Raw genomic sequence first — 24,924 nt, forward strand, 5'->3', positions numbered from 1 at the left:
ATCAGAGCTTTTTTTAAACTTTCTATCAAACTAGTAAAATGAGAAAGCGAATCATTAATTAAGTAACTTTTCCCCTACAACAAACTCATCACGTATCTCACCAACAATTTCTTCTAATATATCCTCCATTGTGACAAGACCTACAATGACGCCTCTTTCATTCTTCACTAATCCCATATGCACTCTTTCTTGCTGCATTTTAAGAAGAGCAGTTTTAATAGGCGCAGTTTGAAGGAAAATCGGCATCTCATGGATAAATTCTTCCATTTTTGTTTCTCTTCCAGCTACTACATTTGTTAGCATCTCTTTTGTATTTACATACCCTACCAGCTTTGTTTGATTCTTTGTGACAGGGTAACGAGTATATTCATGTTTATCCAAAACAGTCAAAATCTCTTCAAAGGACATTTCTAGCTCTACATTAACAATTTGCTCCCTTGAAATCATTATTTCTTTTAAAATTCGATTATCAAAAGCAAAAATATTCTTTAAATACGCTAATTCTGTTTGATTGATTTCGCCACTTTCATAGCTCTGTGTAACAATCAGCTTTAATTCCTCTTCCGAGTGAGCTGTTTCATGCCCAACTGGTTTTACACCAAACCAACTGAGAATTGCTCGGGATGAGCCATTTAAAGCATGGATAATCGGTTTTGTAACTCTTCCAAACCAATACAATCCAGGAGCTAGCATTAAAGTCATTTTTTCCGCATATTGAATTGCTAATGTCTTTGGAGCCAATTCTCCTATTACAACATGCAAAAAGGAAACAACGGATAAAGCTATTGCATAAGAAAGTACGGTTGACAGAGCGCCTGGTACTTCAAACCGCTCAAATAAGGGATGAAGCATCTTTTCTACAGTTGGTTCTCCTAAAGCCCCTAAAACCAAGGCAGTAATCGTTATCCCAAGCTGACAAGCTGATAAATAATAATCTAAATCATGTGCAACTTTCTTTGCTTTTATCGCCTTTTTATTTCCTTCAGCAATGAGTTGATCAAGTCTTGACATTCTTACTTTTAATATCGCAAATTCAGCACCAACAAAAAATGCTGTTAACATAATAAATACTGCTACTAAAAACAAATTTAATAGTATTATACTGTCCAATTAATTCCCTCTAGTTTTGAGGGATTCACCTCCATGATTATAGATAAAGCAGTTTTTCCATCCTAGCTAGTTTTTCAACACGTTTTGCGCAAGACTAACTTCTTTGATTTGATAGTTATCCATATCTGTTACCGTCCAAACATGTTCTCCCTGCTCGACTTGGTCACCTATCTTGGCAGTATCCAATAGCTGATATTGAATCCAACCTGCTATTGTATCGAGCTCTTCACTTTCTTCAAACGGCATCCCAAAACGCTCTTCTAATTCGTCTAGCAACACACGGCCGTTAATAAAATACTTATTGTTTCCCGACTCTCGGATGTCCGCTACTTCATCTGCATCAAACTCATCACGGATTTCACCAACAAGTTCTTCTAATATATCTTCCATCGCCAGAATACCAGACGTACCACCATACTCATCGATAACTAACAACATATGCACTCTCTCTTGCTGCATTTTTAAAAGGGCGTCCTGTAATCTTGTTACTTCCAAAACGACAGGGAGATCACGGACAAATTCTTCTAATTTGCGATTTCTTCCCCAAGCCATTTGTGTCAGCATTTTCTTCACATTTACGACACCTATGATGTGGTCTTTATCTCCATCTTCTGTTACTGGATAACGAGTATAATTATGTTCATCCAAGATTTTTACGATATCGTCATATGACATATCTTTGTTTAGCGTAACAAATTCCGTTCTTGGAACCATGATATCCTTCGCTACCCTTTCATCAAAGGAGAAGACATTTTCCATATAAGCAAGCTCAGTCTGGTCAATTTCTCCACCTTGATAGCTTTGTGTCATGACTATTTTCAATTCTTCTTCCGAATACGCCTGTTCATGCTTAACTGGTTTTATCCCCATTAAACGAAGCAGTACTTGCGCAGATCCATTTAATGCCCATATAAATGGTTTCATCACTTTTCCAAACCAATATAATGGCGGTGCTAGCATTAAGGTTAATTTCTCAGAAAACTGAATAGCAAGTGTTTTTGGAGCCATTTCTCCTACTACAACATGCAGAAAAGTTACCAAAGCAAAAGCAATAGCATACGACGCAACAGATGCGACAGATGGAGAGGCATTCATTAAATTAAATATGGGATATAATAGTTTCTCAATTGCTGGTTTCCCTAATGCACCAAGGCCTAGCGCTGTCACAGTAATACCTAGTTGACATGCCGAAAGATAATAGTCTAAATTACCAGCTACTTTCTTTGCGACAATTGCCTTTTTGTTTCCTTCTGCAATTAGCTGCTCTATTCGCGACATTCGAATTTTAACTACAGCAAACTCAGAACCAACAAAGAAAGCTGTCAGCACTAATAATAGTGCTAGTAAAAATAAATTTGTTATCGTTATTATGTCCAATTATTTCCCTCTTTTGAGGGATTCACCTCCAGGAATGTTTACATTAAAGACAGTAATTTCATTACGTCTAATAATTTTGTTTCAAGTGTGTTATACACTTTCCTTTTCTCTTCCTGCGGCGCATCTTTCAATCTTTCTTCCAATGATGTTAGCTTTTTATGCAAACATGCAATTTCGTTCTGTACCTCATTCATAATTGGCTCTATTTCTTGGTCTTCTCTTGATTGAATAATTTTACGAATTTCTTCAATAGACATCCGTTGTTTTTTCAAAAGTTTGATTCGTTCCAATGTATGAATAACATCTTCCGAATACAGGCGATAATTGGAATCAGATCGCGTTACAGGAAGCAATTCATTACTTGTATAATAATCAATCGTTCTTGTCGACAATCCGCTTAATTTCGCCACTTGGCCAATTCGCAACAACGCCTTCCCAATGAAAAAACCCCCTTTACCTAATTAGTTATCATAATCATAGCACAGAGAATAAAATCCGTACAGTACTACGTTATAGTTATTGGTTGGATTTTGATACTGATGGGCACTAAGCATCTCTCTGTTACCCTTTAACCAGCCTTGATCTTCCCCTAAACACTAAATGCATACATAAAAAAAGCTCCTGCTAAGAAGGATAAAATCATTCCTAACAAGAGCTTTTTCTTATAAAGCCGTTGAAGTATTATCTTGTTTTGCTTTCTCTGTATTTCTAGGTACTTCATGATGATGACGGCATCTTGGTTCATACGATTCAGATGCTCCTACTAATATAACTGGATCTTCGTAACAAGCTGGGGAACCATTAATCAATCTTTGTGTTCTGCTTGCTGGAGAACCACAGACAGCACAAACTGCTTGAAGTTTTGTTACTAATTCTGCAATCGCCATTAATTCCGGCATTTTCCCGAACGGTTCGCCTCTAAAATCTTGATCTAAACCAGCGCAAATGACGCGATGTCCACTATTTGCCAAATGCTGAATAACACCAATAATTTCATCATCAAAAAATTGTACTTCATCTATTGCAACTATCTCTATATCGGAAGTCACATATTCAAAAATGTCGGCTGATTTACTAATAGGAATCGCATTAGTCGCTGTTCCATTATGTGATACAACAGATTCATCACTATAACGATTATCAATACTTGGTTTAAACACGATAAACTTCTGCTTAGCAAACTTCGCCCTTCTTACACGACGGATGAGTTCTTCTGATTTTCCCGAAAACATACTTCCACAAATAACTTCAACCCATCCATGATGTTTCATTACATACATGAAACCGCTCCTTCCTAGTATAAAACAACTTCTTTCTTTACTTACTCTATTCTATTTTTTCTATTCAAAGAGTCAGGGATGAGAATATACATAAAATGAATTTCTCTCTTACATACTTTAACAGCTATTTAGGCTGATTGAAATAATATATTCGACTCAAATATCATGTTTAACAGCATCTCAAATAGAAAAATAATCATAATAAAATACCTTAAGATACTTAAGAATAAAAGCTAAAAAGCTTACCATTCTTAAATATCCTACTATAGGTCAAAATAAAAAACAGGCAAGGAGAAAAGTAACTTCTTGCCTGTTCTTGATATTTCATATTACTTAATGCCGTATTTTTTGTTGAAGCGATCAACACGTCCGCCAGCTTCAGCAAATTTTTGACGTCCAGTATAGAACGGATGGCACTCAGAACAAGTTTCAACTTTGATTTCTTTTTTAACAGAACCAGTTGTGAACTCGTTACCACAAGCACATTTCACCGTAATTTCGTTATAAGTTGGATGAATTCCTGTTTTCATTTCTTTTCATCTCCTTCCGCCCTGCAACTTTCGAAACAGAGTTATAAAACAATGCATGAAGCACTGTAATTTCAAAAACACATTGAGTATATTATAACAAGGACATTCTTGTTTTGCAACACTATTAACCATGCATTAATTACCAAATATTGAAAACCTCTAAAAGTGTCTCTATCCTCTAATCTCTTAAGAACGTTTAGCAGTGCCCGCCTTCATTTGCTCTCCTAAGATTGCAAAGAAGTCTTCATTGCTTTTCGTTTGTCTTAATTTTCTTAAGAACTTTTCAGCAAAGTCTGGTGAATCAGACATTGATTTACGAATAGCCCATAGCTTGTCTAAATGTTCTTTCGGAATTAACAGCTCTTCTTTACGTGTTCCGGAACGTCTAATGTCAATAGCAGGGAATATTCTTCTTTCTGCTAATGCTCGGTCTAAATGAAGTTCCATATTACCAGTTCCTTTAAACTCTTCATAAATAACATCATCCATGCGGGAACCCGTATCGACTAACGCGGTAGCCAATATCGTTAAGGAGCCACCTTCCTCAATATTACGAGCTGCACCAAAGAATCGTTTTGGACGATGGAACGCTCCAGGATCGATTCCCCCTGATAATGTTCTTCCACTTGGAGGGATAACCAGGTTATAAGCACGTGCTAATCTTGTAATACTATCCATCAAGATAATAACATCTCGCTTATGCTCTACAAGACGCATCGCTCTCTCTAATACTAATTCAGCAACTTTAATATGATTTTCCGGAACTTCATCAAATGTAGAACTTACTACATCTCCACTTACAGATCTTTCAATATCGGTAACTTCTTCCGGTCTTTCATCAATTAGCAATACAATAAGTTCTGCTTCTGGATGATTATTCGTAATACTATTTGCTATTTCCTTAATCAGCATTGTTTTACCAGCTTTAGGAGGAGCTACAATAAGACCACGTTGACCAAAACCAACAGGTGCTAGCACATCCATTATTCTAGTAGAGACATTTCGCTGTGTTGTTTCTAAATGTATTTGTCGATTTGGATATAGAGGCGTTAGAGCAGGAAAATGAACTCTTTCTTTTGCCGTCTCCGGATCATCTCCATTAACCGCCTCCACTTGAAGTAAACCAAAATATCTTTCGTTTTCTTTTGGAGGACGAACTTTCCCCGAAACCTTATCCCCATTTCTCAAATCAAATCTTCTAATTTGAGATGCAGAGATATAAATATCCTGTGAGCTTGGAGAATAATTAATCGGTCTTAAGAAGCCAAATCCTTCTGACTGAATAATTTCAAGAACACCTTCCATGAAAAAATAGCCCTCTTGCTCTGCTCTTGCTTTTAAGATGGAAAAAATTAATTCTTTTTTTGTAAGCTTGCTATAATAGGCAACTTTATACTCACGAGCTAATTCATACAACTCTTTTAATTTCATATTTTCTAAACTAGATATATTTAATCCCATTTTTACACCACTCTTTTATATTTTCAGTTATCCCTACCATTTATTTAGAAATGTAGGAAGGTCAATCTTCTGTTTGAGGCGAACACTTTTTTTGAAGAGAAATTTTGATGCGAGAAATAATTAAGTGAAGGATGGAAAAGAAGATTCCTACTTCTTCTCCAACTATCGATAAATCTTACTCTTTTCGTTTTTTAAGGCTCACTTTATGAGAAAGGCTAATATAAGAATAAGCCATTGTACGAATAGAAATTTATCTTAAGAGGAGTTTTTATTTTATCCTTCATGTTTCTAATTGGCTCTTTCGAGAAATCTATCAAAAGCACTCTTTATTTTACCTCCATCTACGAAAAATGTGCAACAAGAATTTTTTTACTGTCTCCTTGTAAAGCCTATTATATGGAAGCGCAATAGGAATGAAGTCTCTTTATGATCCTTCTTTTTTAGATTGATTCGAAAAGGAAGGTACGTGAGGAAGCTTATAAATATTCCCGTTTTGGAGGGCATTGATTCTTTCATCAACGTAAATGAAAAGGGTGCTCTTGACATCCTTTAATGTGAAAATATCTATTTTTAATAAGTATCGGAATGTATTGATTTATTATACCTATTTTAATTAGAATTCTCTACTGGTAAACATTATCTTTTTAGAGAAAAGGTTTTGAGTCTGCTTCTCTGCCACCATTTTAGCTTCTTTTTGATACAATCGGGCTCTGAGATGGACTCTCTGTTACCTTCCCAGTCTATCTTTTTGCTTAAAAATGGCTTTCTTGAGATTAATTCCTACTTAATGATAGGGGGAGCATTATCCCCCGCTCTTCTTTTTCACTCAAGATGAAAAAAACTTTTTAGATCAATAACGCAATCTAAATCAGACATGCATTATCCATTATTTATTTGTTCATATTCTTCTTCTGTCATTTTTTCACGCCAGATTGTTGCTCCTAAACCAGTAAGCTTTTCTACTATATGACTATATCCTCTATCTATATGCTCTAGTCCTGTTATTTCCGTTACTCCATCAGCCATAAGCCCTGCTATAACCAAGGACGCTCCGGCACGTAAATCACTTGCTTTTACTTTTGCACCTTGCAAGTGAACAGGTCCATTTATAATCGCAGAACGCCCCTCCACTTTTATCGCGGCATTCATACGACGTAGTTCATCTATATGTTTAAATCTAGCGCCATAGATTGTGTCTGTAACCATACTTGTACCTTTTGTCTTTGTTAATAAAGACGTAAATGGCTGTTGTAAATCTGTTGGAAAACCTGGGTATACAAGTGTTTTAATGTCGACTGGTTTCAGCGAATTGTTCGAGCTCACAAACACTTGTTCATCACTTGATTCGATTGAAACTCCCATCTCTCTCAATTTCGCAATCAGAGACTCTAAATGTTGTGGAATTACGTTATCGACAAGGACTCCATCTCCAACTGCAGCTCCAATAATAATATACGTGCCTGCTTCAATGCGGTCAGGAATAATCGTGTGGCGACAGCCATGTAAATGATCTACCCCTTCTATACGAATGACATCCGTACCTGCACCTTTTATTTTAGCACCCATATTGGTTAAGAGCGTTGCTACATCAATGATTTCCGGTTCTTTTGCTGCATTTTCAATGATGGTTTTCCCTTTGGCTCGTACAGCCGCAAGCATAATATTGATTGTTGCACCGACACTTACTACATCTAAATAAATTCTTGCTCCTCTTAACTCATCTGCCCGAAGATAAATGGCTCCCTGTTCATTTGTAATCTGTGCACCAAGTGCTTCAAACCCTTTAATATGCTGGTCTATTGGTCTTGGTCCAAGATGACATCCTCCAGGTAATCCAATAACTGCCTTTTTAAATCGCCCTAACATTGCTCCCATTAAATAATAAGAAGCACGCAATTTTTTTACCTTCCCATTCGGCATAGGCATAGAAATCATAGAAGAGGGATCTATTGTTATATCAGAATCTGATATAGATACCGTTCCACCTAGCTCTTCCATAATTTCTTTCAATATTTGAACATCTGAAATGTCAGGCAATCCCTCAATTGTTACTGGAGATTCAGCTAATATGGTTGCTGGAATGAGTGCAACGGCACTATTTTTTGCACCACTAACCCTAACTGTTCCTTTTAATGGAGATCCACCTGCAATCATAAGTTTTTCCATTTCTAGCTCCCTTCTAAGCCAATGCAAAAGTACAAGTTCTGCTATAAGTTAATCAAGATGAGGCTTGGATGTAGAATCTTGTTTGAATTACTGTTACTTATTATACCAAATATTAAGACTTAATGGAAAAGTATATATGTATGAACTTTTTGTTCTTATTCAATGATTAAGTACAAACATTTTTAGTATTACCTATAAACTAAGACTTCAATCAGGAAGAAACTGTTTGAAAAGAAGTTTTAAAAAATGACAGATTTGCATTTCCCTTTCCAAACAAATACAAATAATATTAGATAATCTACTTATTCAGCGGGTTTCATACTGTCCCTGAAAAAATAAGGCATAGAAAAAGAGGATATCTCTTAAAAAGATATCCTCTTTCATTTTTTTAAAATTAAGCTCTATTTGAAGAACCGAATTCTTTGATTTTGCCGATTACTGTTGCTTTAATCGCATCGCGAGCTGGTCCTAAATATTTACGTGGATCGTACTCTTCTGGTTTAGCAGCAAGCGTTTCGCGAACTGCTTTTGCAGAAGCAATTTGGTTTTCAGTATTAACGTTGATTTTAGCAGTTCCTAAAGAAATTGCTTTTGTGATATCTTTTGTTGGGATACCAGTACCACCGTGTAATACTAATGGCAAACCAGTTAAGTTACCGATTTCTTCCATTTCTTTGAAACCTAAGTTTGGCTCACCTTTGTAAGGACCGTGAACAGATCCTAAAGCAGGAGCTAGAGTGTCGATACCAGTACGTTTAACAAGTTCCACACATTCGTTAGCATCAGCATAAATTACGCCTTCAGCTACAACGTCATCTTCTTGTCCACCAACAGTACCAAGTTCTGCTTCAACAGAAACACCTTTAGCATGTGCATATTCTACTACTTTAGAAGTGATTTCCACGTTCTCATCAAATGAATGGTGAGAAGCATCGATCATTACAGATGTAAAACCAGCATCAATTGCTTCTTTACATTTTTCGAAGCTTGAACCGTGATCTAAATGAATAGCAACAGGAACAGTGATATTATAGTCTTCGATTAAACCTTCAACCATTTTCACAACTGTTTTGAAACCAGCCATATAGCGTGCTGCACCTTCAGAAACCCCAAGAATTACTGGAGATTTCTCTTCTTCTGCAGCTTGAAGAATTGCTTGAGTAAACTCAAGATTATTTAAGTTAAATTGTCCAACAGCATAGCCTTCTGCTTTTGCTTTGTTTAACATGTCTTTCATTGAAACTAAAGGCATATTTCTTCCTCCTTATTTAATGATCGTTCTTTGTTACAAGAGAATCTTTATTAAATTTCCCAAAGGAAAGTTGAATATGTATATAATACCTCATGTAAACGAAAACGAATCATTCCTTTTAAACTCAATTGTAATCATACCAAAATAAAACAAGAAATGCTATCGTTCGAGCTTTTTTTTCTATTTTGTCACAATTTCATTTTATCTTTTGACAAACACATGCATTAAACTAAAGGAATCTTTTCCATTTAAAGTAATCAATAGAAAAACCACTAATCCCAACTTCCGATTGGTGGTTTTCTTTCTTTGTATAAAATATCACAGATTACTTTTCAAAAAATCATTATATTCCTACTGGCATTTCTTTTTTGGGGATATGTAACAAACGCTTAATTATATATGTATTTTTTGAAAGATTACACATTAATATATTTTTTAACAGCATCTCTGAGATCGTCAATATCAAAAGGTTTTGCAAAATGAGTAAGTGCTCCAAGATCTTTTGCTTCCTGAATCATATCTAGTTCACCATAAGCTGTCATGATGATAACACGAATATCCTGGTTAAGCTTCTTCATGCGTTTTAATATTTCAATTCCATCCATCCCAGGAATTTTCATATCTAACAACACTAAGTCTGGAAATTCACTTGTTACTATTTCTAACGCTTGATTTCCATTAGCAGCCTGAAATGTCTTATATCCTTCCTTTTGAAAAACTTCATTCAAAAGGATTCTTATGCCGAATTGATCATCAACAATTAGTATTTTTCCTTTCATCATTAAACCTTCCCTTCTAAGTCTAGTTATTTTATGTATGCTCACGTTTTTATCATAGTTATCTTTCTACTATTTGGTCAACTTTTCCTGCTAATTCCCTTAAATTTTACCTTTTTCATATATTTAATTATAATTAACTACTATATAATGTGATTTACTGTTAATTTTTATAACAATGGAGGTTTTTCCACGTGCTTAAAATGTTTTCCACTCAATTAAGTGGACTATTTAAAAGATTGCATGAAAAAGAAGAAGAAGCAATCGAAGACAGTTCAAGATTATTAGCACAAGCTATCGTAAGTGACGGGAAAGTTTATTTCTATGCAACAAAGGAAATGGCTGGCGTAATAGCAGAAGCTACTAAAGGAATGGAGCCAATGCCAAATGCAGAGGAATGGACAAACGCTTCCCTTGAAAAGATAACTTCTAACGACCGTTTCATTCTTTTCTCCCGTACAAATGAGGAGGAAGAGATAAATACTTTTGCTAAGAGCTTATACGATGCTCAAGTTTCTTTTATTTCTGTTTGTTCCATTACAAATACGGAAATTGAATCATTAGTGGACTTTGCAGATGTCCCGATTGATTTAAAACTTTCTAAAGGCTTATTGCCTGATGATGTAGGAAATCGATACGGCTATCCTTCCTTGATTGCTGCCCTTTTTATTTATCACGGCATTAAATTTACAACTGATGAAATTTTAAAGGAATACGACATATAAATAGGAAGAAAAATAACATTATATGTTACAAAAACTCACAAAAAAGAGGTTATTCACTTACTAGAATAACCTCTTTTTCATTCATTTTATTTATTATTTTTCCGCTAAGCGAATAGACGCACCAACGAACTCTCGGAAAAGTGGTTGTGGGCGAGTTGGTCTAGAAATAAATTCTGGATGGAATTGAGAAGCAACAAACCAAGGATGATCCTTTAGTTCTACAATTTCTACTAAACGGCCATCAGGGCTAGTTCCTGAGAAAATAAATCCTGCATTTTCCATCTCTTGACGATATTGATTATTAAATTCATAACGATGACGATGTCTCTCGTAAATTACTTCGTCTTGATATGCTTCATATGCTCTTGTTTCTTCTTTTAGCTTACATGGATATAATCCTAAGCGAAGTGTTCCACCTAAATCCTCTACATCCTTCTGTTCAGGTAAAAGGTCGATAACTGGATGTGTAGTCTTTTCGTTAATTTCAGAAGAGTGTGCATCATCCCAACCTAAAACATTACGAGCAAATTCAATAGACGCAACCTGCATTCCTAAACAAATTCCAAAGAAAGGAACTTTTTGTTCACGTGCATATTGTGTTGCTAAAATCTTCCCTTCAATCCCTCGATCTCCGAATCCACCAGGTACAAGAATTCCATCTGCGTCCTGTAGCAATTCTTGAACATTTTCTTTTGTTACTTGCTCAGCATTGATCCAATCGATATCGATATCCGCATCGAATGCATAACCTGCATGCTTTAATGCTTCTACTACAGAAATATAAGCATCTTGCAGCTCTACATATTTACCAACAAGGGCAATCTTTGTTGTTTTAGAAAGATTACGCACGCGATCAACTAATTCGATCCATTCTGTCATATCTGCTTCTTGGCATTTAAGTTTTAAATGCTCACATACAATTTGATCTAGGTTTTGCTCTTGTAATGCCAAAGGAATCGTATAAAGTGTATCCGCATCACGGCACTCAATAACTGATTTATTGTCTATATCACAGAATAAAGCAATTTTGTCTTTCATATCTTCTGAAATAGGTTTTTCTGTTCTTACTACAATAACATTCGGTTGAATCCCCAAACTACGCAGTTCTTTAACGCTGTGTTGTGTTGGTTTTGTTTTCATTTCTCCTGCTGCTTTGATGTATGGCACCAATGTACAGTGAATATACATAACATTATCGCGACCGATATCACTTTTAATTTGGCGAATCGCTTCTAAGAACGGTAATGATTCGATATCTCCAACTGTTCCACCAATTTCTGTAATAACAACATCTGCATTCGTTTCACGACCAGCTCTATATACACGCTCTTTAATTTCATTTGTGATATGTGGAATTACTTGAACAGTTCCGCCAAGATAATCTCCTCTACGCTCTTTTCTTAATACAGTAGAATAGATTTTCCCTGTTGTAACATTGTTATATTTTGTTAAATTGATATCAATAAAACGCTCATAGTGACCTAAGTCTAAATCCGTTTCCGCGCCATCATCTGTTACAAATACTTCTCCATGCTGATAAGGACTCATTGTTCCTGGGTCCACGTTGATATACGGGTCAAACTTTTGAATGGTAACACTTACTCCACGGTTTTTCAGCAAGCGACCAAGAGAAGCTGCTGTAATCCCTTTTCCTAGTGAAGAAACTACTCCACCTGTTACAAAAATATATTTTGTCATTATATGATCCCCCTTGATTTAAGTTTGCTCCAATTCCTCTTTATTTAAGACGAATTAACTAATTTTTTTGAGGGGTATGAAACGATTGCTGTTTGCTTCTTTACTAAAGGTTGTTTTCCGTAAAGTTTGTCGCAATTACTCGCAGCCCGAATACGCTACGCTTTTCTTAGCAAACTTATACTTTTGCCTGCTATCTCATGGCGTTTACGTATATCTAAGCTGCTTTAATATTTCTAAATTATTTATTTTTCCTATTGAAAAAACAACAATCTTTTAGAAAACAGCATTACTAAAAAATAAAAAGCGCTCCACTTACTTTCTACAAGTAAGGGAGCGCTGTATTTAGCGAATTTAAGTTCGTTCCTCTTTTAAGGAGCCCAAAAAAGATTTTACTAGCAACGACTGTAAATGTCAAGACTAGGGGGAATTATTTATCCTCATCCTCGTCTTCATCAAATTCTTCGTCTTCTTCATCTTCTTCTTCATCTAATTCATCATAATCTTCTTCGATTTCTTCATCAAAATCTTCACTTTCCGATAAGTCATCATCTAATAAATCATCGTCTTCGTCTTCATCTAAATCGTCATCTTCATCTAGAAGCTCTTCATCATCCAGATCTGCATCGAAGTCATCAAAATCATCTTCGTCTTCATCTATGCTATCAAAATCGTCGAAGTCATCATCCGCAGCTTTTTTCGCTTTTTTCTTCTTCGGTTTTGTTACTGTTACAACATCTTCTTCTGATTTATCTACAGGGTACCATAAACGAAGTCCCCAACGATTGTCTCCTAATGATAAAAAGCGACCATCGATATTAACATCTGTATAAAATTGTGCAATTTTTTCATTGACTTCTTCTTCCGTTAACTCTACTAATTTTGCTACTTCATTCATTAGTTCATTAAACGCATAAGGTGTTTTGCCACCATTCATAATTTCATATGCTACATCAATTAGCGCCATTTCTTTTAGTTCTTCTTTTGTGTATTTGTCAACACTCATTCTTTCGCACTTCCTTTCATATCTACTCTTATCCCCGTCCTGAAAGCTTGGACCAAAATTCAGGTGGAAGTTTCACGTTTCGGGAGTTTATTATTTTTATACATCTCGTTGATCTTTTGAGACCAATCTTAACTAATATAGTAAAAATACATATTCTCCATTATAAACAAATTTTAGGTGAATATGCTAGTTCTAGTTAAGGTTTATTTAACTTTTCTTTGAAATAGAAGTTTTCCTGCTCTTTTATGTTTATTTTTTTGCTTGGCTTGCTTATTTTTAGCAAGTTTTAAAAAAAGAAGGGATAAAAGAAAAAAGCCGATAGAACCTAATTGATGCTTATATAAGATATAAAACAAAACTAAATATAGGAGTATTCCAATTAAAATCAATATTTTCCGCACTGTTAATCCACCCTTACTAAAAATAATAGATTATTCTCCTTTTAGAATAACGACTGTATGAAGCGACACGCAAGTTTCTTTTTTATTTATTTGCTATTTTCCAAAATATGAATGATTCCCCTTAAAAATCGACATGGAAGAGGAAAGGTATGAAAGGAATAGGATATCGGCAATACTATCCTTTTAAGGAGGGAATTATAAATGAAGACATTCTTGATTATCATAAGCAGTATTGCAATACTTATTTTCCTTCTCTATATTGATTTTCAATTAGGAAAGAGAGCCCAGCAAAAACAAATAGAACGGAAAAATCATCCCTTTAGATATACAGACTTTCACATCTATGCAGATGGAACAGAACTTTTCCCAGCCCTGTTCCAAGCAATTAAAGAGGCGAACAATCATATCCATATCCTTTTCTACACCATTAAAACAGATAGCATTTCCAATGAGTTTCTAGATCTTTTAAAAGCAAAAGCACATGAAGGAGTGGAAGTACGCCTAATTTTAGATTGGTTAGGTAGTATAAAAATCAGAAAAAAAATCAGAGAAAATCTAAAGCAAGCTGGTGTTCAATTTGCTTTTTGCCAACTTCCAACATTCCCTTATCTCTTTTATTCTTTACAAGTAAGAAACCACCGAAAAATCGCTATCATTGATGGCAAAGTTGGTTTTATGGGTGGGTTTAACATCGGAAAAGATTATATTCATGCCAACTTCAAATTAAGCCCTTGGCGTGACTATCATCTTCAATTGATTGGAGAAGGGGTCGATGATTTACAGCGAGAATTTTTAATTGATTGGTTAAAATCCTCTAAAATTAATTTACTGCAAAACCGAGTATATTTTCCAAAACAGAAACACGGAGAAACTAGACATCAAATAATACCTACTCAAGGAGTTTATTTAGAAGAAATAATATGTAATCTGATTAAAAACAGCAAAAAGAGTCTTTTCATTGCTACCCCTTACTTCATTCCTAGCCAGCGAATAACAGTGGAATTATTAAGGGCATTACATAGAAACGTTAGGCTTACCATTCTTATCCCAAACAAAGCTGATCACATGCTTGTTAAAGAAGCAGCTTTTCCCTATTTACGTAAACTATTAAAGAACGAGGCAAGCGTTTTTCAATATACGAATGGGTTCTTCCATGGAAAGTTAATAAATGTCGATGATGAAATTATTATTATTGGTTCGTCCAATTTTGATAGACGCAGTATCTTTTTGAACCACGAGCTAAACTGCTGTATTTATGACCCTGTGTTTATTGAAAGAATGAATAAAATAACAACGATAGATTTACAGCAAGCTAAGAAGTTATCTCTTTTGGATTTTAAAAAATTAACTGCATGGCGTACATTAAAAGAATGGCTTTCCCGTCTTTTTGCTCCATTTTTATAAGCTTTAATCAGTGGGAGAGGTCTCCCACTGATTAGTTAAGTTAAACGATTCGTACCTTGACAGACAGGGATCTTCCTCAAATGCTCCTATGCTTCCTCTTGACTATTACCTAAGATTAAGCTGAGATATCTTATCTTTGAAATAAGACACTAATCCATTCAAACGCACGGTAACCAGCATATATTCCAAAAATACCTACAATACCCGAAAATGCGCCTGGGGCTGGAATTGGCAGTTTCAAAAGACCAAAAATGAATCCAGTTAAAAATCCAGTTACTAAAGCTAATATCACTAATTTCACAAGCATCTCCCCTTCAAAAGTAGATGCCTTTATTATTCGAAAAGTTAGTTCGAAATATCCGAAGATTCCTTAATCATCTTTGCTGGTTTTTATGGCAGGGATTTTTAGTTTCACCGTGAATGTTTCATCCTTATAGGTGTAATCAAGATAGCCATGGTACTTGCTTACGATAGTTTGAATGATTTTCGTTCCATACCCTCTTTCCTTTCCTGTCTTCGTTGATTGTCCAAATTTCTTAAACATGGAATCTAGAATAGCAGCGGGAATAGGCAAACAGTCATTTTTACATGTAAGTAAGTACAGACCGCTTCGTTTTGATAAACGTATGGTGATATGCGGCTTTTCGTTATGCTTCTTTCCACATTCCTGACTTGCCTCTAGACTATTAAACAACAAATTACCTACTAAGCTTACAATATCCTTTTCTTTCATTGGTAATGTTGATAAAGGTACATCAAAGTCGTATTTCAATTCGAGATTATCCAGTATCGCCTGCTTATAAACTCTATGTAATATCGAGGCTACTGCCCCATTCTCCCCTTTTATCGATAGATTTGTTTCTTCATACCCTTCAACAAGCTCATCTAAGTAGAATTTAGCGTTTGATGAACCTTCCTCTTCCAACATAAAATGCACGGCTGAGATATGCTTGAGGAAATCATGCCGTTCACTACGGATTACTTGAAAAAGCTCATTATATTGTTTTATTTCGTCCTCATAGGATTCCTTTTCCTGTTTAAGATGAATCATTTTCCAACCTACCATAAAACGCGCCACTTCTATTAATAAAAACAAAAGGAAAAAAAGTATACTCCAGGATGTAAATACAACTTGTATATGTAAAATTAGAATCAATGACTGGATAAACCAGAGAAGCGCCTCTATTTTGGAAGGACTAGCATTACCATTTATTGGTGAATACACCGAAAAAACAAAGCATATTGCAGCAAAAAGGAGAAATAACAGATAAGATGGCACAGCAAATCCCATATGCTCCATTATTATTTTGCTATGGATAGTACTATAAACTGCAATTATTAGCCAATAGAAATGTTTATTATTAATCATAATTACCCCTTAGAAATAATTAGCTTGGAGAAAATCCACCTTCTCCTTGGTGATTATCGCCTTTTCCTCTAGCCCCTCAAATGCTACGGCATAGGAGTTCTTTGCATAAAGAGAGAAATTTTTAACATAGTGTATATTGATTATAAAAGAACGGTGTGAGCGAATGAAGTCTCTTTCCCTCAGCTCTCCTTCTAACTCATTTAGTGTCTGATATGTTTTTATTGTTTCTGATTTTGTGTAAATAGTTGTCGATCTTCCCGACCTTTCAATAAACACAATATCCTTCTTTTGTATAATGTGGATTTCACTCTTTTGTTTAATGTAAAGTCTTCCTGCAATCTCCGTAGACTTTGTCTTTTCAATTGCCCGATGTATTGACTGGGTTAGACGGTCTTTATTATAAGGCTTCATTATATAATCATGGACATTCAGCTCAAATGCATGCACTGCATATCCACTAGTTCCAGTTACAAAAATGACCAAAATATTTAAAGCATGAGAATGAATAATGTCCGCTAATTCATACCCTGATAAACCAGGCATTTCAATATCCGCAATTAATAAATCAATGCTTTCCTTTTTTATCTCTGCATAGGCTTCCTCCGCAGAAACAGTGGAAAAGATGATTTCCATTTCAGGAATACTGGAAACAATCCCTATTAATTTATCCAAATCCATAACACGGTCATCCACTAAACCAACTCTCAACTTTTCTTTCTCCCTTCCCAATGCCTGAAAAATCTCAATTGGCAGAAATTTCCCTTTTCCCCTTTTATTTTACCATGATTTATATACACAACGATGGTTTATAGCTTTTTTGATAGACTAAAATGTTCAAAAAAGAAAAACCTTCCCTTTTCACGACATGATACGGCACTTTCATGACAGGATGGCAGAAAATGAATTGTTCACCCTATATGATAAATGTAACGAAACCAATATGAGGTGAAAAATACATGATTACTATTCAAAAAGTAACGAAGAAATTCCAAGATAAAAAAACTTCCATTACCGCACTTAAGCATGTGTCATTTTCCATAAAAAAAGGGGAAACCATTGCTTTACTTGGAGAAAATGGTGCCGGTAAAACGACTCTATTACGATCCATCGCCACCCTCCTTCAACCAACAGAAGGAACCATTATCGTGGATAATTTTGATACAACGAAAAATCCAAAGGAAATTAAACAAAAAATTGGTGTTCTATTTGGCGGAGAAACAGGTCTTTATGAGCGATTAACTGCTAGAGAGAATTTGGAATACTTCGCAAATCTATATGGTTTAGGGAAGCATGAAACAAAGGTAAGAATTGATGAGCTTTCGCGAATGTTCGGAATGAGAGATTATTTAGATCGCAAGGTTGGTGGTTTTTCCAAAGGGATGCGTCAGAAAGTGGCGATTGCTCGAACGATTATTCACAATCCGGAGATTATTCTTTTTGATGAACCAACAACAGGGTTAGATATTACCTCTTCTAATGTATTCCGCCAGCTTGTCCATCAATTGAAGAAAGAAGGAAAAACAATTGTGTTTTCCAGTCACATTATGGAAGAGGTTTCCATGCTATGCGATAGTGTTGCAATGTTTCACAAAGGAGAGCTTGTCCATCATGGAAAGCTTGACGATTTATATAAAGCAGAAGGAAGCAAGGACCTAAACTATATCTTTATGAGCAAACTAGTTAGAGGGGGAGATCAATATGTTATTTAAATTATATCTGAAGGAACTAAAGGATTCATTTCGAGATAGACGAACATTATTATTAACCGTATTCCTGCCTATTATTATGATGACTGGCTTAACTCTTTTTTATGAGAAACTAGTATCTAGCAGTGAAGGAGAAAGCTACCAACTAGCGATTTCTTCTGCGTTAAATGAAGAAATGAAAGCAAATTTAGCAGCTCACACAAATATTGAATTACTTGTTTCCGACGATCCGGAAACAATAGTAAAGGATGGCGATGCACAAGCGGCAATCCTCTTAGAGAATAATTTTGGAGAAAAGGTACTCCAAGGGGAAAACACTAATATAGTCCTTATAGGAGATTCCTTTAGTGAAAACTCTTCTGCCTTGCTTTCTATTGTTATGAACGCTTTAAACGAATACGAAAAGACAGTGGTATCCGACCGATTAAATAAATTAGGGGTAGAAGATTCAGTTATTCAACCATTTTCCATCGTACAGCAAGAGCTTTCAGCAGAGAATCCAACCATTAATTTAGTAGCGATGCTTATCCCACTGATCCTATCATTGGCTGTAGGAGTCGGTTCTTCTCCAGCTGCAGCAGATCTTTTTGCTGGGGAAAAAGAGAAAAAAACGATGGAAGCATTATTAATGACTCCAGTAAAACGCTCTACTTTAGTAATTTCTAAATGGTTAACAATTTCTACAATTGGAGTATTGACTGGCTTGATTACCTTACTTGTTGTTGTTCTGGAGATAGCTTTTTTTACGGAAAACTTAAAAAACGCTGTACCTATTCATGATAACTTCGCCTTAATTATTGTATTTGCTATCTTGATAACCGTTCTTTACTCGATGCTTATTGCTTCCTTACTTATGATTACTAGCATTATTGGTAAATCAATTAAAGAAGCTCAGAGCTACAGTACGCCAATACTGATGCTGACTGTTTTTCCAATGATGTTTTTATCTACTAGCGGTTTAAATGAACTAACCTTTAATCATTTTGCTATACCCGTTATTAATGTATTCAGTATTTTAAAGGAATTAATATTCGGCGAGATTATCTATCAACATATCCTGATTACGTTGGGATCTAATTTATTATTTATCATTATTGCGTTTTTGATTGGAAGAATGCTGTTTATGAAAGATAAATGGGTTATTAATTAAGGGGTATTTTCACTTGAATAAGGATACTAAAAAGAAGAGGGCTAGATTAGCTCTCTTCTTTTTGGTATTACATTTTTTCTGGTGCGGATACGCCGATTAGGGCAAGGGCGTTTCTTAAAGTTATTTGTGTTGCTTGGATTAATGCTAAGCGTGCTTTTGTTCTTTCTAGATTGTCAGCGTCTAATACTTTCTCCGCGTTATAGAAGCTGTGGAAAGTGGATGCTAAATCGTAAATGTAATTTGTAATACGGTGTGGCATTCTCTTTAATGCCGCTTCTCCTACTGCTTGTGGGAATTCTCCTAGTTTTTTCAATAAGTCAAATTCTTTTTCTGCAGTGATTAACGCTACATTTAGTTCATCAGCAAGCTCGATTCCTTGTTCTTTTCCTTGTCTAAGGATACTTGAAATACGTGCATGTGCATATTGTGCATAGTAAACTGGGTTTTCATTGGATTGTGACACAGCAAGATCTAAATCAAAATCTAAATGTGTGTCAGCACTTCTCATAGCAAAGAAGTAACGAGTTGCATCTAGGCCTACTTCTTCTACTAAATCTCTCATCGTAACAGCTTTTCCAGTACGTTTACTCATCTTCATTTTTTCGCCGTCTTTGTAAAGATGAACAAGCTGAATAATTTCCACTTCTAAGGCTTCTTTTTTATAGCCTAATGCTTGAATAGCTGCTCTCATACGAGGAATATAGCCGTGATGGTCTGCTCCCCAAACATTAATAAGCTTTTCAAATCCTCTTTCTAGCTTATCCTTGTGATAAGCAATATCTGGTAATAGATACGTATAAGAACCATCATTTTTGATAAGTACGCGGTCTTTGTCATCACCAAAATCAGTTGAACGTAACCAAGTAGCTCCATCTTGTTCAAAAATATAACCATTTTCTTTTAATGCGTTTAGCGCTACATCGATTTTTCCATTTTGATAAAGAGAAGTTTCAGAGAACCATACATCGAACTTCACACGGAAATCTTCTAAATCCTGCTTTAATTTAGCCATTTCATACTTCAGACCATAATCACGGAAAAAGTCAAAACGTTCCTGTTCTGAAACATTTACATACTTATCGCCAAATTCCTCTGCTAGTTTTTTTCCGATTCCAATTATGTCTGCACCATGATACCCATCTTCCGGCATGTCTTTTTCTATACCTAACGCTTGGAAATAGCGTGCTTCTACAGATAATGCTAGGTTGTTAATTTGGTTACCAGCATCATTAATATAGTATTCTCTTGATACATCATAACCAGCTTTATCTAAAATATTAGAAAGAGAATCTCCTACTGCTGCCCCACGAGCATGTCCTAAATGAAGATCTCCAGTTGGATTTGCAGAAACAAACTCCACTTGTACTTTTTCTTTATTTCCGACAGTAGTCTGTCCATACTGCTCTCCAGCTTGAAGAATAGTTGGGATTAAATCTGTTAGGTAACTGTTATCCATATAAAAATTGATAAAACCAGGTCCTGCAATTTCTACTTTTTTAATAGAAGCTTTTGTTTGATCAAAGTTCTCAATAATAGCCTCTGCAATCATTCTTGGTGCCTTTTTAGCCACTCTTGCTAATTGCATCGCCATATTCGTAGAATAATCACCATGTGCTTTTTCTTTTGGTAATTCCAATATTACCTCTGGAATTTGTTCTTCTGTTGCTAAGCCCGCTTTTATCACACTTTGTTTAATTTCTTCTTTCAAATTGTCCTTTATTTGATCTACAATATTCATTCTTACTCTGTCTCCTCCTTAAACGAAATTGTCATATGATAGGTTCCATTATTGCTGCCTTGCATTTTTAAATCATATAAAATATCTAATGATCCTGTTGTTGCTTGCTCTTCTACTTCTAACGCTAGCCTCTTTGTATCTGTTACTATTTGAAAGACACCGTACGGACTTTCGTAGCTGCCAATTTTTTGTTTATTAATCAGAAAAGGCAGGCGCATTTTCACTGCCCCGCTTCGAAGGATTAAACCTTCTTTTCCAGTGACTTTTATAATTGTTTTAATAGTGCCTTCTTCTATGATTTCTTCATATTTTATATATTTACTAGTATCTTTTTCTAAGTATTGACCAAACCCAATCCACTCAATACTTTCTTTATTTTTCCCATTATATATATGTGTTGTAACTTGTAATTTTACAGGCACCTGTTGCGCTGATGTTTGAGACAACGACAACACTTCCTTTTCTTTTACTGTGTAACTTTATAAGTATAAATTTTTTATAGGGGAAGTGCAAGAAGGTTCGTCAAATGTTTAAGAACTACAACTAAAAACCTACAGGGAGTCCTGTAGGTTTCTTCTTTTAATATTTGTTTAACTCTTGAATCGGTGTTTGAATAATTACTGGATTTTTCGAAGGATCTAACCATTTAAGAATCTTCACAACGTTCGCTTCGGAAGTTGCTGTGCATCCGAGGGTATAGCTATTTGCAATGTGGAAGAAGATTGCGCTGCCTTTATTCGGAATACGTTTGGTATTATAGTTAATAACAAATCCATATTTATAGGCTGGTACATTCATGTTTTCTGCGCTCTTCCACTGACCCTTTGTTTTCTTTTTTGATTGCCATGTATTATATAGCTTCGATTTTGGATCATCTACCCACACATCATCATTAGTAATTTTCCGATATGGTAATTTGGTTCCAGGGTTCTTTGCTGTTCCAAAGGCAGTTCCGATTGTAAATTTCCCTATAGGTGATTTTTTTCCCCCTTCCTTCATATCAGAGGTGATGCCAAGTTTACCAATATGTCCAGCCATAGTTAAAACTGGAATCCATTCCCCTTTAGCATTCTTTTCAAATGTACGAATTTCAGCAGTGGATGTATTATAGCCATTTGATGTGACAAGAATCAATTGCTTGTTTTTCCCTACTGTTTTTAAACCTGCAGCTAAATTTTTGGGAGCTGCTGGTTTTTTCGTTGTTAGGTATTTACTTGATACCCAACCGGTTTTCTTTCCAACCGTTACTTTGCTCCACGTTCCTTTTGTTTGGGTTACTTTTAATGATTGATTCTTTTTAGCTGTCGTAACTACTTTGTACTTAGTACCTGCACCGCTTCTCACATTTAATGTACTTGCTGTCACATACATTGTTTTCGTTGCAGTTGTTGCTTTTGCTGCCGGCTTCTTTGTTGTTAAATATTTATTGGAAGCCCATCCCGTTTTCTTTCCTACGGTCACCTTATCCCAAGAACCTTTTGTTTGTGTCACTGTCACTGCTTGATTTTTCTTTACCGTCGTGACTACTTTGTGCGAGGTACTTGCTCCACTTCTTATATTGAGCGTGCTCGCTGTGACATATTTCGTTTTTTTGCTGGCAGCTTGGGCTGTGTTTGCCGTGTGAAATCCTGTAAATAAAATCAATACTCCAATTAATAGAACAAAAATCTTTTTCGTCATTTTAATCCTTCTCCTATGTAGATAATCTGCTACATTTCTTTGTCAAAAAAACTGTATTTCTATACTTTACGTCAAGTCTATCAGAACATTATTTCAATTCTTGCATAATCCGATTACAAAGAAAATTTATTTTCTGCTGCAAACATATTTTTTCTATATTTTAACATATAATCTAAAGTTTTACTCTGGAAATTATTAGGGCGTTAAGCATGGAAAGCACGACAAAAAACCGATATCTATCATTAGCTATCGGTTTTTTCTGGACATAACTTTTTATTATTTTACAAACCCTAAAATCATTTCACGGATTAACTTACTTGCTGTATTTGCAGTTTGTTCGGATGGATCATAGATTGGCGCCACTTCTACTAAATCAGCACCAACTACTTGAACATTAGAACGTGCAATTTCATGAATAGACGCTAATAATTCTTTCGAAGTAATTCCGCCTGCATCTACTGTGCCAGTACCAGGTGCATGCGCTGGATCTAATACATCAATATCAATTGTTACATATACAGGTCTGCCTGCAAGTGTTGGCAGAATTTCCTTTAAAGGCTCTAGTACTTCAAACTTCGAAATATGCATTCCTACTTCTTTTGCCCATTGGAACTCTTCTTTCATTCCTGAACGAATGCCAAAGGAATAAACGTTTTTTGGACCAATTAAATTCGCTACTTTCTTGATTGGAGTAGAGTGAGAAAGCGGCTCTCCTTCATACTCATCACGAAGATCTGTGTGTGCATCCATATGTATGATTGCTAAATCTGGATATTTTTTATACATCGCTTGGAATACACCCCAAGATACTAAATGCTCTCCACCCATTCCAAGGGGAAATTTATTATCACCGATTACTTTGTCTACAAATTCTTCGATCATATCTAAGCTTCGTTGCGGATTACCAAAAGGAAGCGGGATATCACCTGCATCAAAGTATTTTACTTCATCAAGCTCTCTATCTAAATAAGGGCTGTACTCTTCTAACCCAACAGATACCTCTCGAATTCTAGCAGGACCGAAACGTGAACCCGGGCGGAAACTAACAGTCCAATCCATTGGCATCCCATACAATACCACTTGGCTTTCTTCATAATTTGGATAACTTTTAATAAATACATTTCCTGAATACGATTCATCAAAACGCATTGGTAATCACTCCTTTTTCTATTCCGGGACAGCTCTGCCGCTCTCCCACTTACTCACAAAGATCCTGAACAAATTTTGGCAAAATGAAGGCTGCTTTGTGCAGTTCTTTCGTATAATATTTTGTTTCTATAGAATGGAAACGACTTTCTGGTACTTGTAATGGATCATATTGCTTAGAACCAATTGTGAACGCCCACATTCCACTTGGATATGTGGGAATATTAGCGATATATAATCTAGTTATTGGAAAGATTTCTTTTACATCCCTTTGTACAGAACGAATTAAATCTCCTTTAAACCATGGGTTGTCACTTTGAGCAACGAATAGTCCATCATCCTTTAATGCTTTCGCTATCCCTGCATAGAAGCCCCTTGTAAAAAGGTTAACAGCTGGTCCCACTGGTTCTGTCGAATCCACCATGATCACGTCATATTCCTTCTCACTTTTGGCAATATGCATAAAGCCATCACCTACTTGGACATCTACTCGCGGGTCATCCAGCTTCCCTGCTATCTCTGGTAAAAATCGCTTACTATATTCAATTACTTTACCATCAATATCAACAAGCGTCGCCTTTTTGACACTTGGATGCTTTAACACTTCCCGAATCACACCGCCATCGCCGCCACCAACAACGAGGACCTGCTCAGGGTTTGGATGTGTAAATAACGGAATATGTGCTACCATTTCGTGATAAACAAATTCATCCTTGACAGAGGTCATAACCATATCATCCAATAACAGCATATTCCCCCACTCTTCTGTTTCTACCATATCTAATTTTTGAAACGGTGTCTGTTCTGTATGTAATGTACGTTTGATTTTCATTGTGATACCAAAATGATTGGTCTGCTTCTCTGTAAACCAAATTCCCATTATTTATATCCTCCATTCATTTGATTGTTCTAAAAAAAGAAAAACATCCTTTTATCTTTCTTTTTATACTTC

23 protein-coding genes are annotated in these 24,924 nt (G+C 35.6%); 4 read left to right on the top strand and 19 right to left on the bottom strand.

The window, feature by feature from the left end:
- Positions 1-54 precede the first annotated feature (54 nt).
- From NYE52_RS20710 to NYE52_RS20750, 9 genes are all read right to left on the bottom strand, one after another.
- The gene (locus NYE52_RS20710; protein ID WP_341194804.1) at positions 55-1,110 is read right to left on the bottom strand and encodes a hemolysin family protein; all 1,056 of its coding nucleotides are present in this window, start codon (positions 1,108-1,110) and stop codon (positions 55-57) included.
- A gap of 66 nt (positions 1,111-1,176) precedes the next feature.
- Positions 1,177-2,487 (bottom strand): hemolysin family protein, encoded by a 1,311-nt coding sequence (locus NYE52_RS20715; protein WP_341194805.1) that lies wholly within the window; start codon positions 2,485-2,487, stop codon positions 1,177-1,179.
- A gap of 38 nt (positions 2,488-2,525) precedes the next feature.
- Entirely contained in the window at positions 2,526-2,912 is a 387-nt protein-coding gene (locus NYE52_RS20720; RefSeq protein ID WP_341194806.1) for a MerR family transcriptional regulator, read from the bottom strand.
- 237 nt (positions 2,913-3,149) lie between these two features.
- The gene (locus NYE52_RS20725) at positions 3,150-3,767 is read right to left on the bottom strand and encodes a thymidine kinase (protein WP_341194807.1); all 618 of its coding nucleotides are present in this window, start codon (positions 3,765-3,767) and stop codon (positions 3,150-3,152) included.
- Positions 3,768-4,096: 329 nt separating this feature from the next.
- Entirely contained in the window at positions 4,097-4,297 is a 201-nt protein-coding gene (gene rpmE, locus NYE52_RS20730; RefSeq protein WP_341194808.1) for a 50S ribosomal protein L31, read from the bottom strand.
- A gap of 186 nt (positions 4,298-4,483) precedes the next feature.
- Positions 4,484-5,758 carry a transcription termination factor Rho gene (rho, locus tag NYE52_RS20735; RefSeq protein ID WP_031538949.1) on the bottom strand — a complete coding sequence of 425 codons (1,275 nt, stop codon included), beginning with the start codon at positions 5,756-5,758 and terminating at the stop codon, positions 4,484-4,486.
- Between the two features lie 879 nt (positions 5,759-6,637).
- Positions 6,638-7,924: a UDP-N-acetylglucosamine 1-carboxyvinyltransferase gene (locus NYE52_RS20740; RefSeq protein WP_341194809.1), complete on the bottom strand. Its 1,287-nt coding sequence runs from the start codon at positions 7,922-7,924 to the stop codon at positions 6,638-6,640.
- A gap of 394 nt (positions 7,925-8,318) precedes the next feature.
- Positions 8,319-9,176, bottom strand: coding sequence for a class II fructose-bisphosphate aldolase (locus NYE52_RS20745; RefSeq protein WP_341194810.1), 858 nt, complete (start codon positions 9,174-9,176; stop codon positions 8,319-8,321).
- Positions 9,177-9,592: 416 nt separating this feature from the next.
- A complete protein-coding gene (locus tag NYE52_RS20750) occupies positions 9,593-9,958 on the bottom strand; it encodes a response regulator (protein WP_341194811.1) in 366 nt (121 codons plus the stop codon).
- 188 nt (positions 9,959-10,146) lie between these two features.
- On the opposite strand from NYE52_RS20750, the gene NYE52_RS20755 reads away from it, so the two are divergent.
- Positions 10,147-10,677 (top strand): DUF2529 domain-containing protein, encoded by a 531-nt coding sequence (locus tag NYE52_RS20755; protein WP_341194812.1) that lies wholly within the window; start codon positions 10,147-10,149, stop codon positions 10,675-10,677.
- A 93-nt stretch (positions 10,678-10,770) separates the two neighbouring features.
- Here the strand turns inward: NYE52_RS20755 and NYE52_RS20760 are convergent, their stop codons facing one another.
- Complete coding sequence (locus tag NYE52_RS20760) at positions 10,771-12,375, bottom strand: CTP synthase (RefSeq protein ID WP_341194813.1); 1,605 nt, start codon at positions 12,373-12,375, stop codon at positions 10,771-10,773.
- Positions 12,376-12,802: 427 nt separating this feature from the next.
- A complete protein-coding gene (rpoE, locus tag NYE52_RS20765) occupies positions 12,803-13,378 on the bottom strand; it encodes a DNA-directed RNA polymerase subunit delta (RefSeq protein ID WP_341194814.1) in 576 nt (191 codons plus the stop codon).
- A gap of 602 nt (positions 13,379-13,980) precedes the next feature.
- On the opposite strand from rpoE, the gene cls reads away from it, so the two are divergent.
- Positions 13,981-15,183, top strand: coding sequence for a cardiolipin synthase (cls, locus tag NYE52_RS20770; RefSeq protein WP_341194815.1), 1,203 nt, complete (start codon positions 13,981-13,983; stop codon positions 15,181-15,183).
- Positions 15,184-15,313: 130 nt separating this feature from the next.
- Here the strand turns inward: cls and NYE52_RS20775 are convergent, their stop codons facing one another.
- The 3 genes from NYE52_RS20775 to NYE52_RS20785 form a co-directional block, all read right to left on the bottom strand.
- A complete protein-coding gene (locus tag NYE52_RS20775; RefSeq protein WP_341194816.1) occupies positions 15,314-15,484 on the bottom strand; it encodes a XapX domain-containing protein in 171 nt (56 codons plus the stop codon).
- Positions 15,485-15,553: 69 nt separating this feature from the next.
- Positions 15,554-16,552, bottom strand: a complete 999-nt coding sequence (locus tag NYE52_RS20780; RefSeq protein ID WP_341194817.1) for a sensor histidine kinase — start codon at positions 16,550-16,552, stop codon at positions 15,554-15,556.
- A gap of 9 nt (positions 16,553-16,561) precedes the next feature.
- Complete coding sequence (locus tag NYE52_RS20785; protein ID WP_341194818.1) at positions 16,562-17,260, bottom strand: LytR/AlgR family response regulator transcription factor; 699 nt, start codon at positions 17,258-17,260, stop codon at positions 16,562-16,564.
- A 248-nt stretch (positions 17,261-17,508) separates the two neighbouring features.
- On the opposite strand from NYE52_RS20785, the gene NYE52_RS20790 reads away from it, so the two are divergent.
- Positions 17,509-18,261 carry an ABC transporter ATP-binding protein gene (locus tag NYE52_RS20790; protein WP_341194819.1) on the top strand — a complete coding sequence of 251 codons (753 nt, stop codon included), beginning with the start codon at positions 17,509-17,511 and terminating at the stop codon, positions 18,259-18,261.
- Positions 18,251-19,408 (top strand): ABC transporter permease, encoded by a 1,158-nt coding sequence (locus NYE52_RS20795; protein ID WP_341194820.1) that lies wholly within the window; start codon positions 18,251-18,253, stop codon positions 19,406-19,408. Before NYE52_RS20790 ends, NYE52_RS20795 begins: the two co-directional genes overlap by 11 nt.
- Positions 19,409-19,475: 67 nt before the next feature.
- On the opposite strand, the gene argS is transcribed toward NYE52_RS20795, so the two are convergent.
- The 5 genes from argS to speE form a co-directional block, all read right to left on the bottom strand.
- The gene (argS, locus tag NYE52_RS20800) at positions 19,476-21,146 is read right to left on the bottom strand and encodes an arginine--tRNA ligase (RefSeq protein ID WP_341194821.1); all 1,671 of its coding nucleotides are present in this window, start codon (positions 21,144-21,146) and stop codon (positions 19,476-19,478) included.
- A 2-nt stretch (positions 21,147-21,148) separates the two neighbouring features.
- Positions 21,149-21,592 carry a DUF1934 domain-containing protein gene (locus NYE52_RS20805; protein WP_341194822.1) on the bottom strand — a complete coding sequence of 148 codons (444 nt, stop codon included), beginning with the start codon at positions 21,590-21,592 and terminating at the stop codon, positions 21,149-21,151.
- 133 nt (positions 21,593-21,725) lie between these two features.
- Positions 21,726-22,826, bottom strand: coding sequence for an SH3 domain-containing protein (locus NYE52_RS20810; protein WP_341194823.1), 1,101 nt, complete (start codon positions 22,824-22,826; stop codon positions 21,726-21,728).
- A 276-nt stretch (positions 22,827-23,102) separates the two neighbouring features.
- Positions 23,103-23,975 (bottom strand): agmatinase, encoded by an 873-nt coding sequence (gene speB / locus NYE52_RS20815; RefSeq protein WP_284561756.1) that lies wholly within the window; start codon positions 23,973-23,975, stop codon positions 23,103-23,105.
- A 49-nt stretch (positions 23,976-24,024) separates the two neighbouring features.
- Complete coding sequence (speE, locus tag NYE52_RS20820; RefSeq protein ID WP_341194824.1) at positions 24,025-24,852, bottom strand: spermidine synthase; 828 nt, start codon at positions 24,850-24,852, stop codon at positions 24,025-24,027.
- Between the last annotated feature and the right edge of the window lie 72 nt (positions 24,853-24,924).

Origin of the sequence: Niallia sp. FSL W8-0635 (assembly GCF_038007965.1) — a bacterium.
GTDB lineage: Bacteria > Bacillota > Bacilli > Bacillales > Cytobacillaceae > Niallia.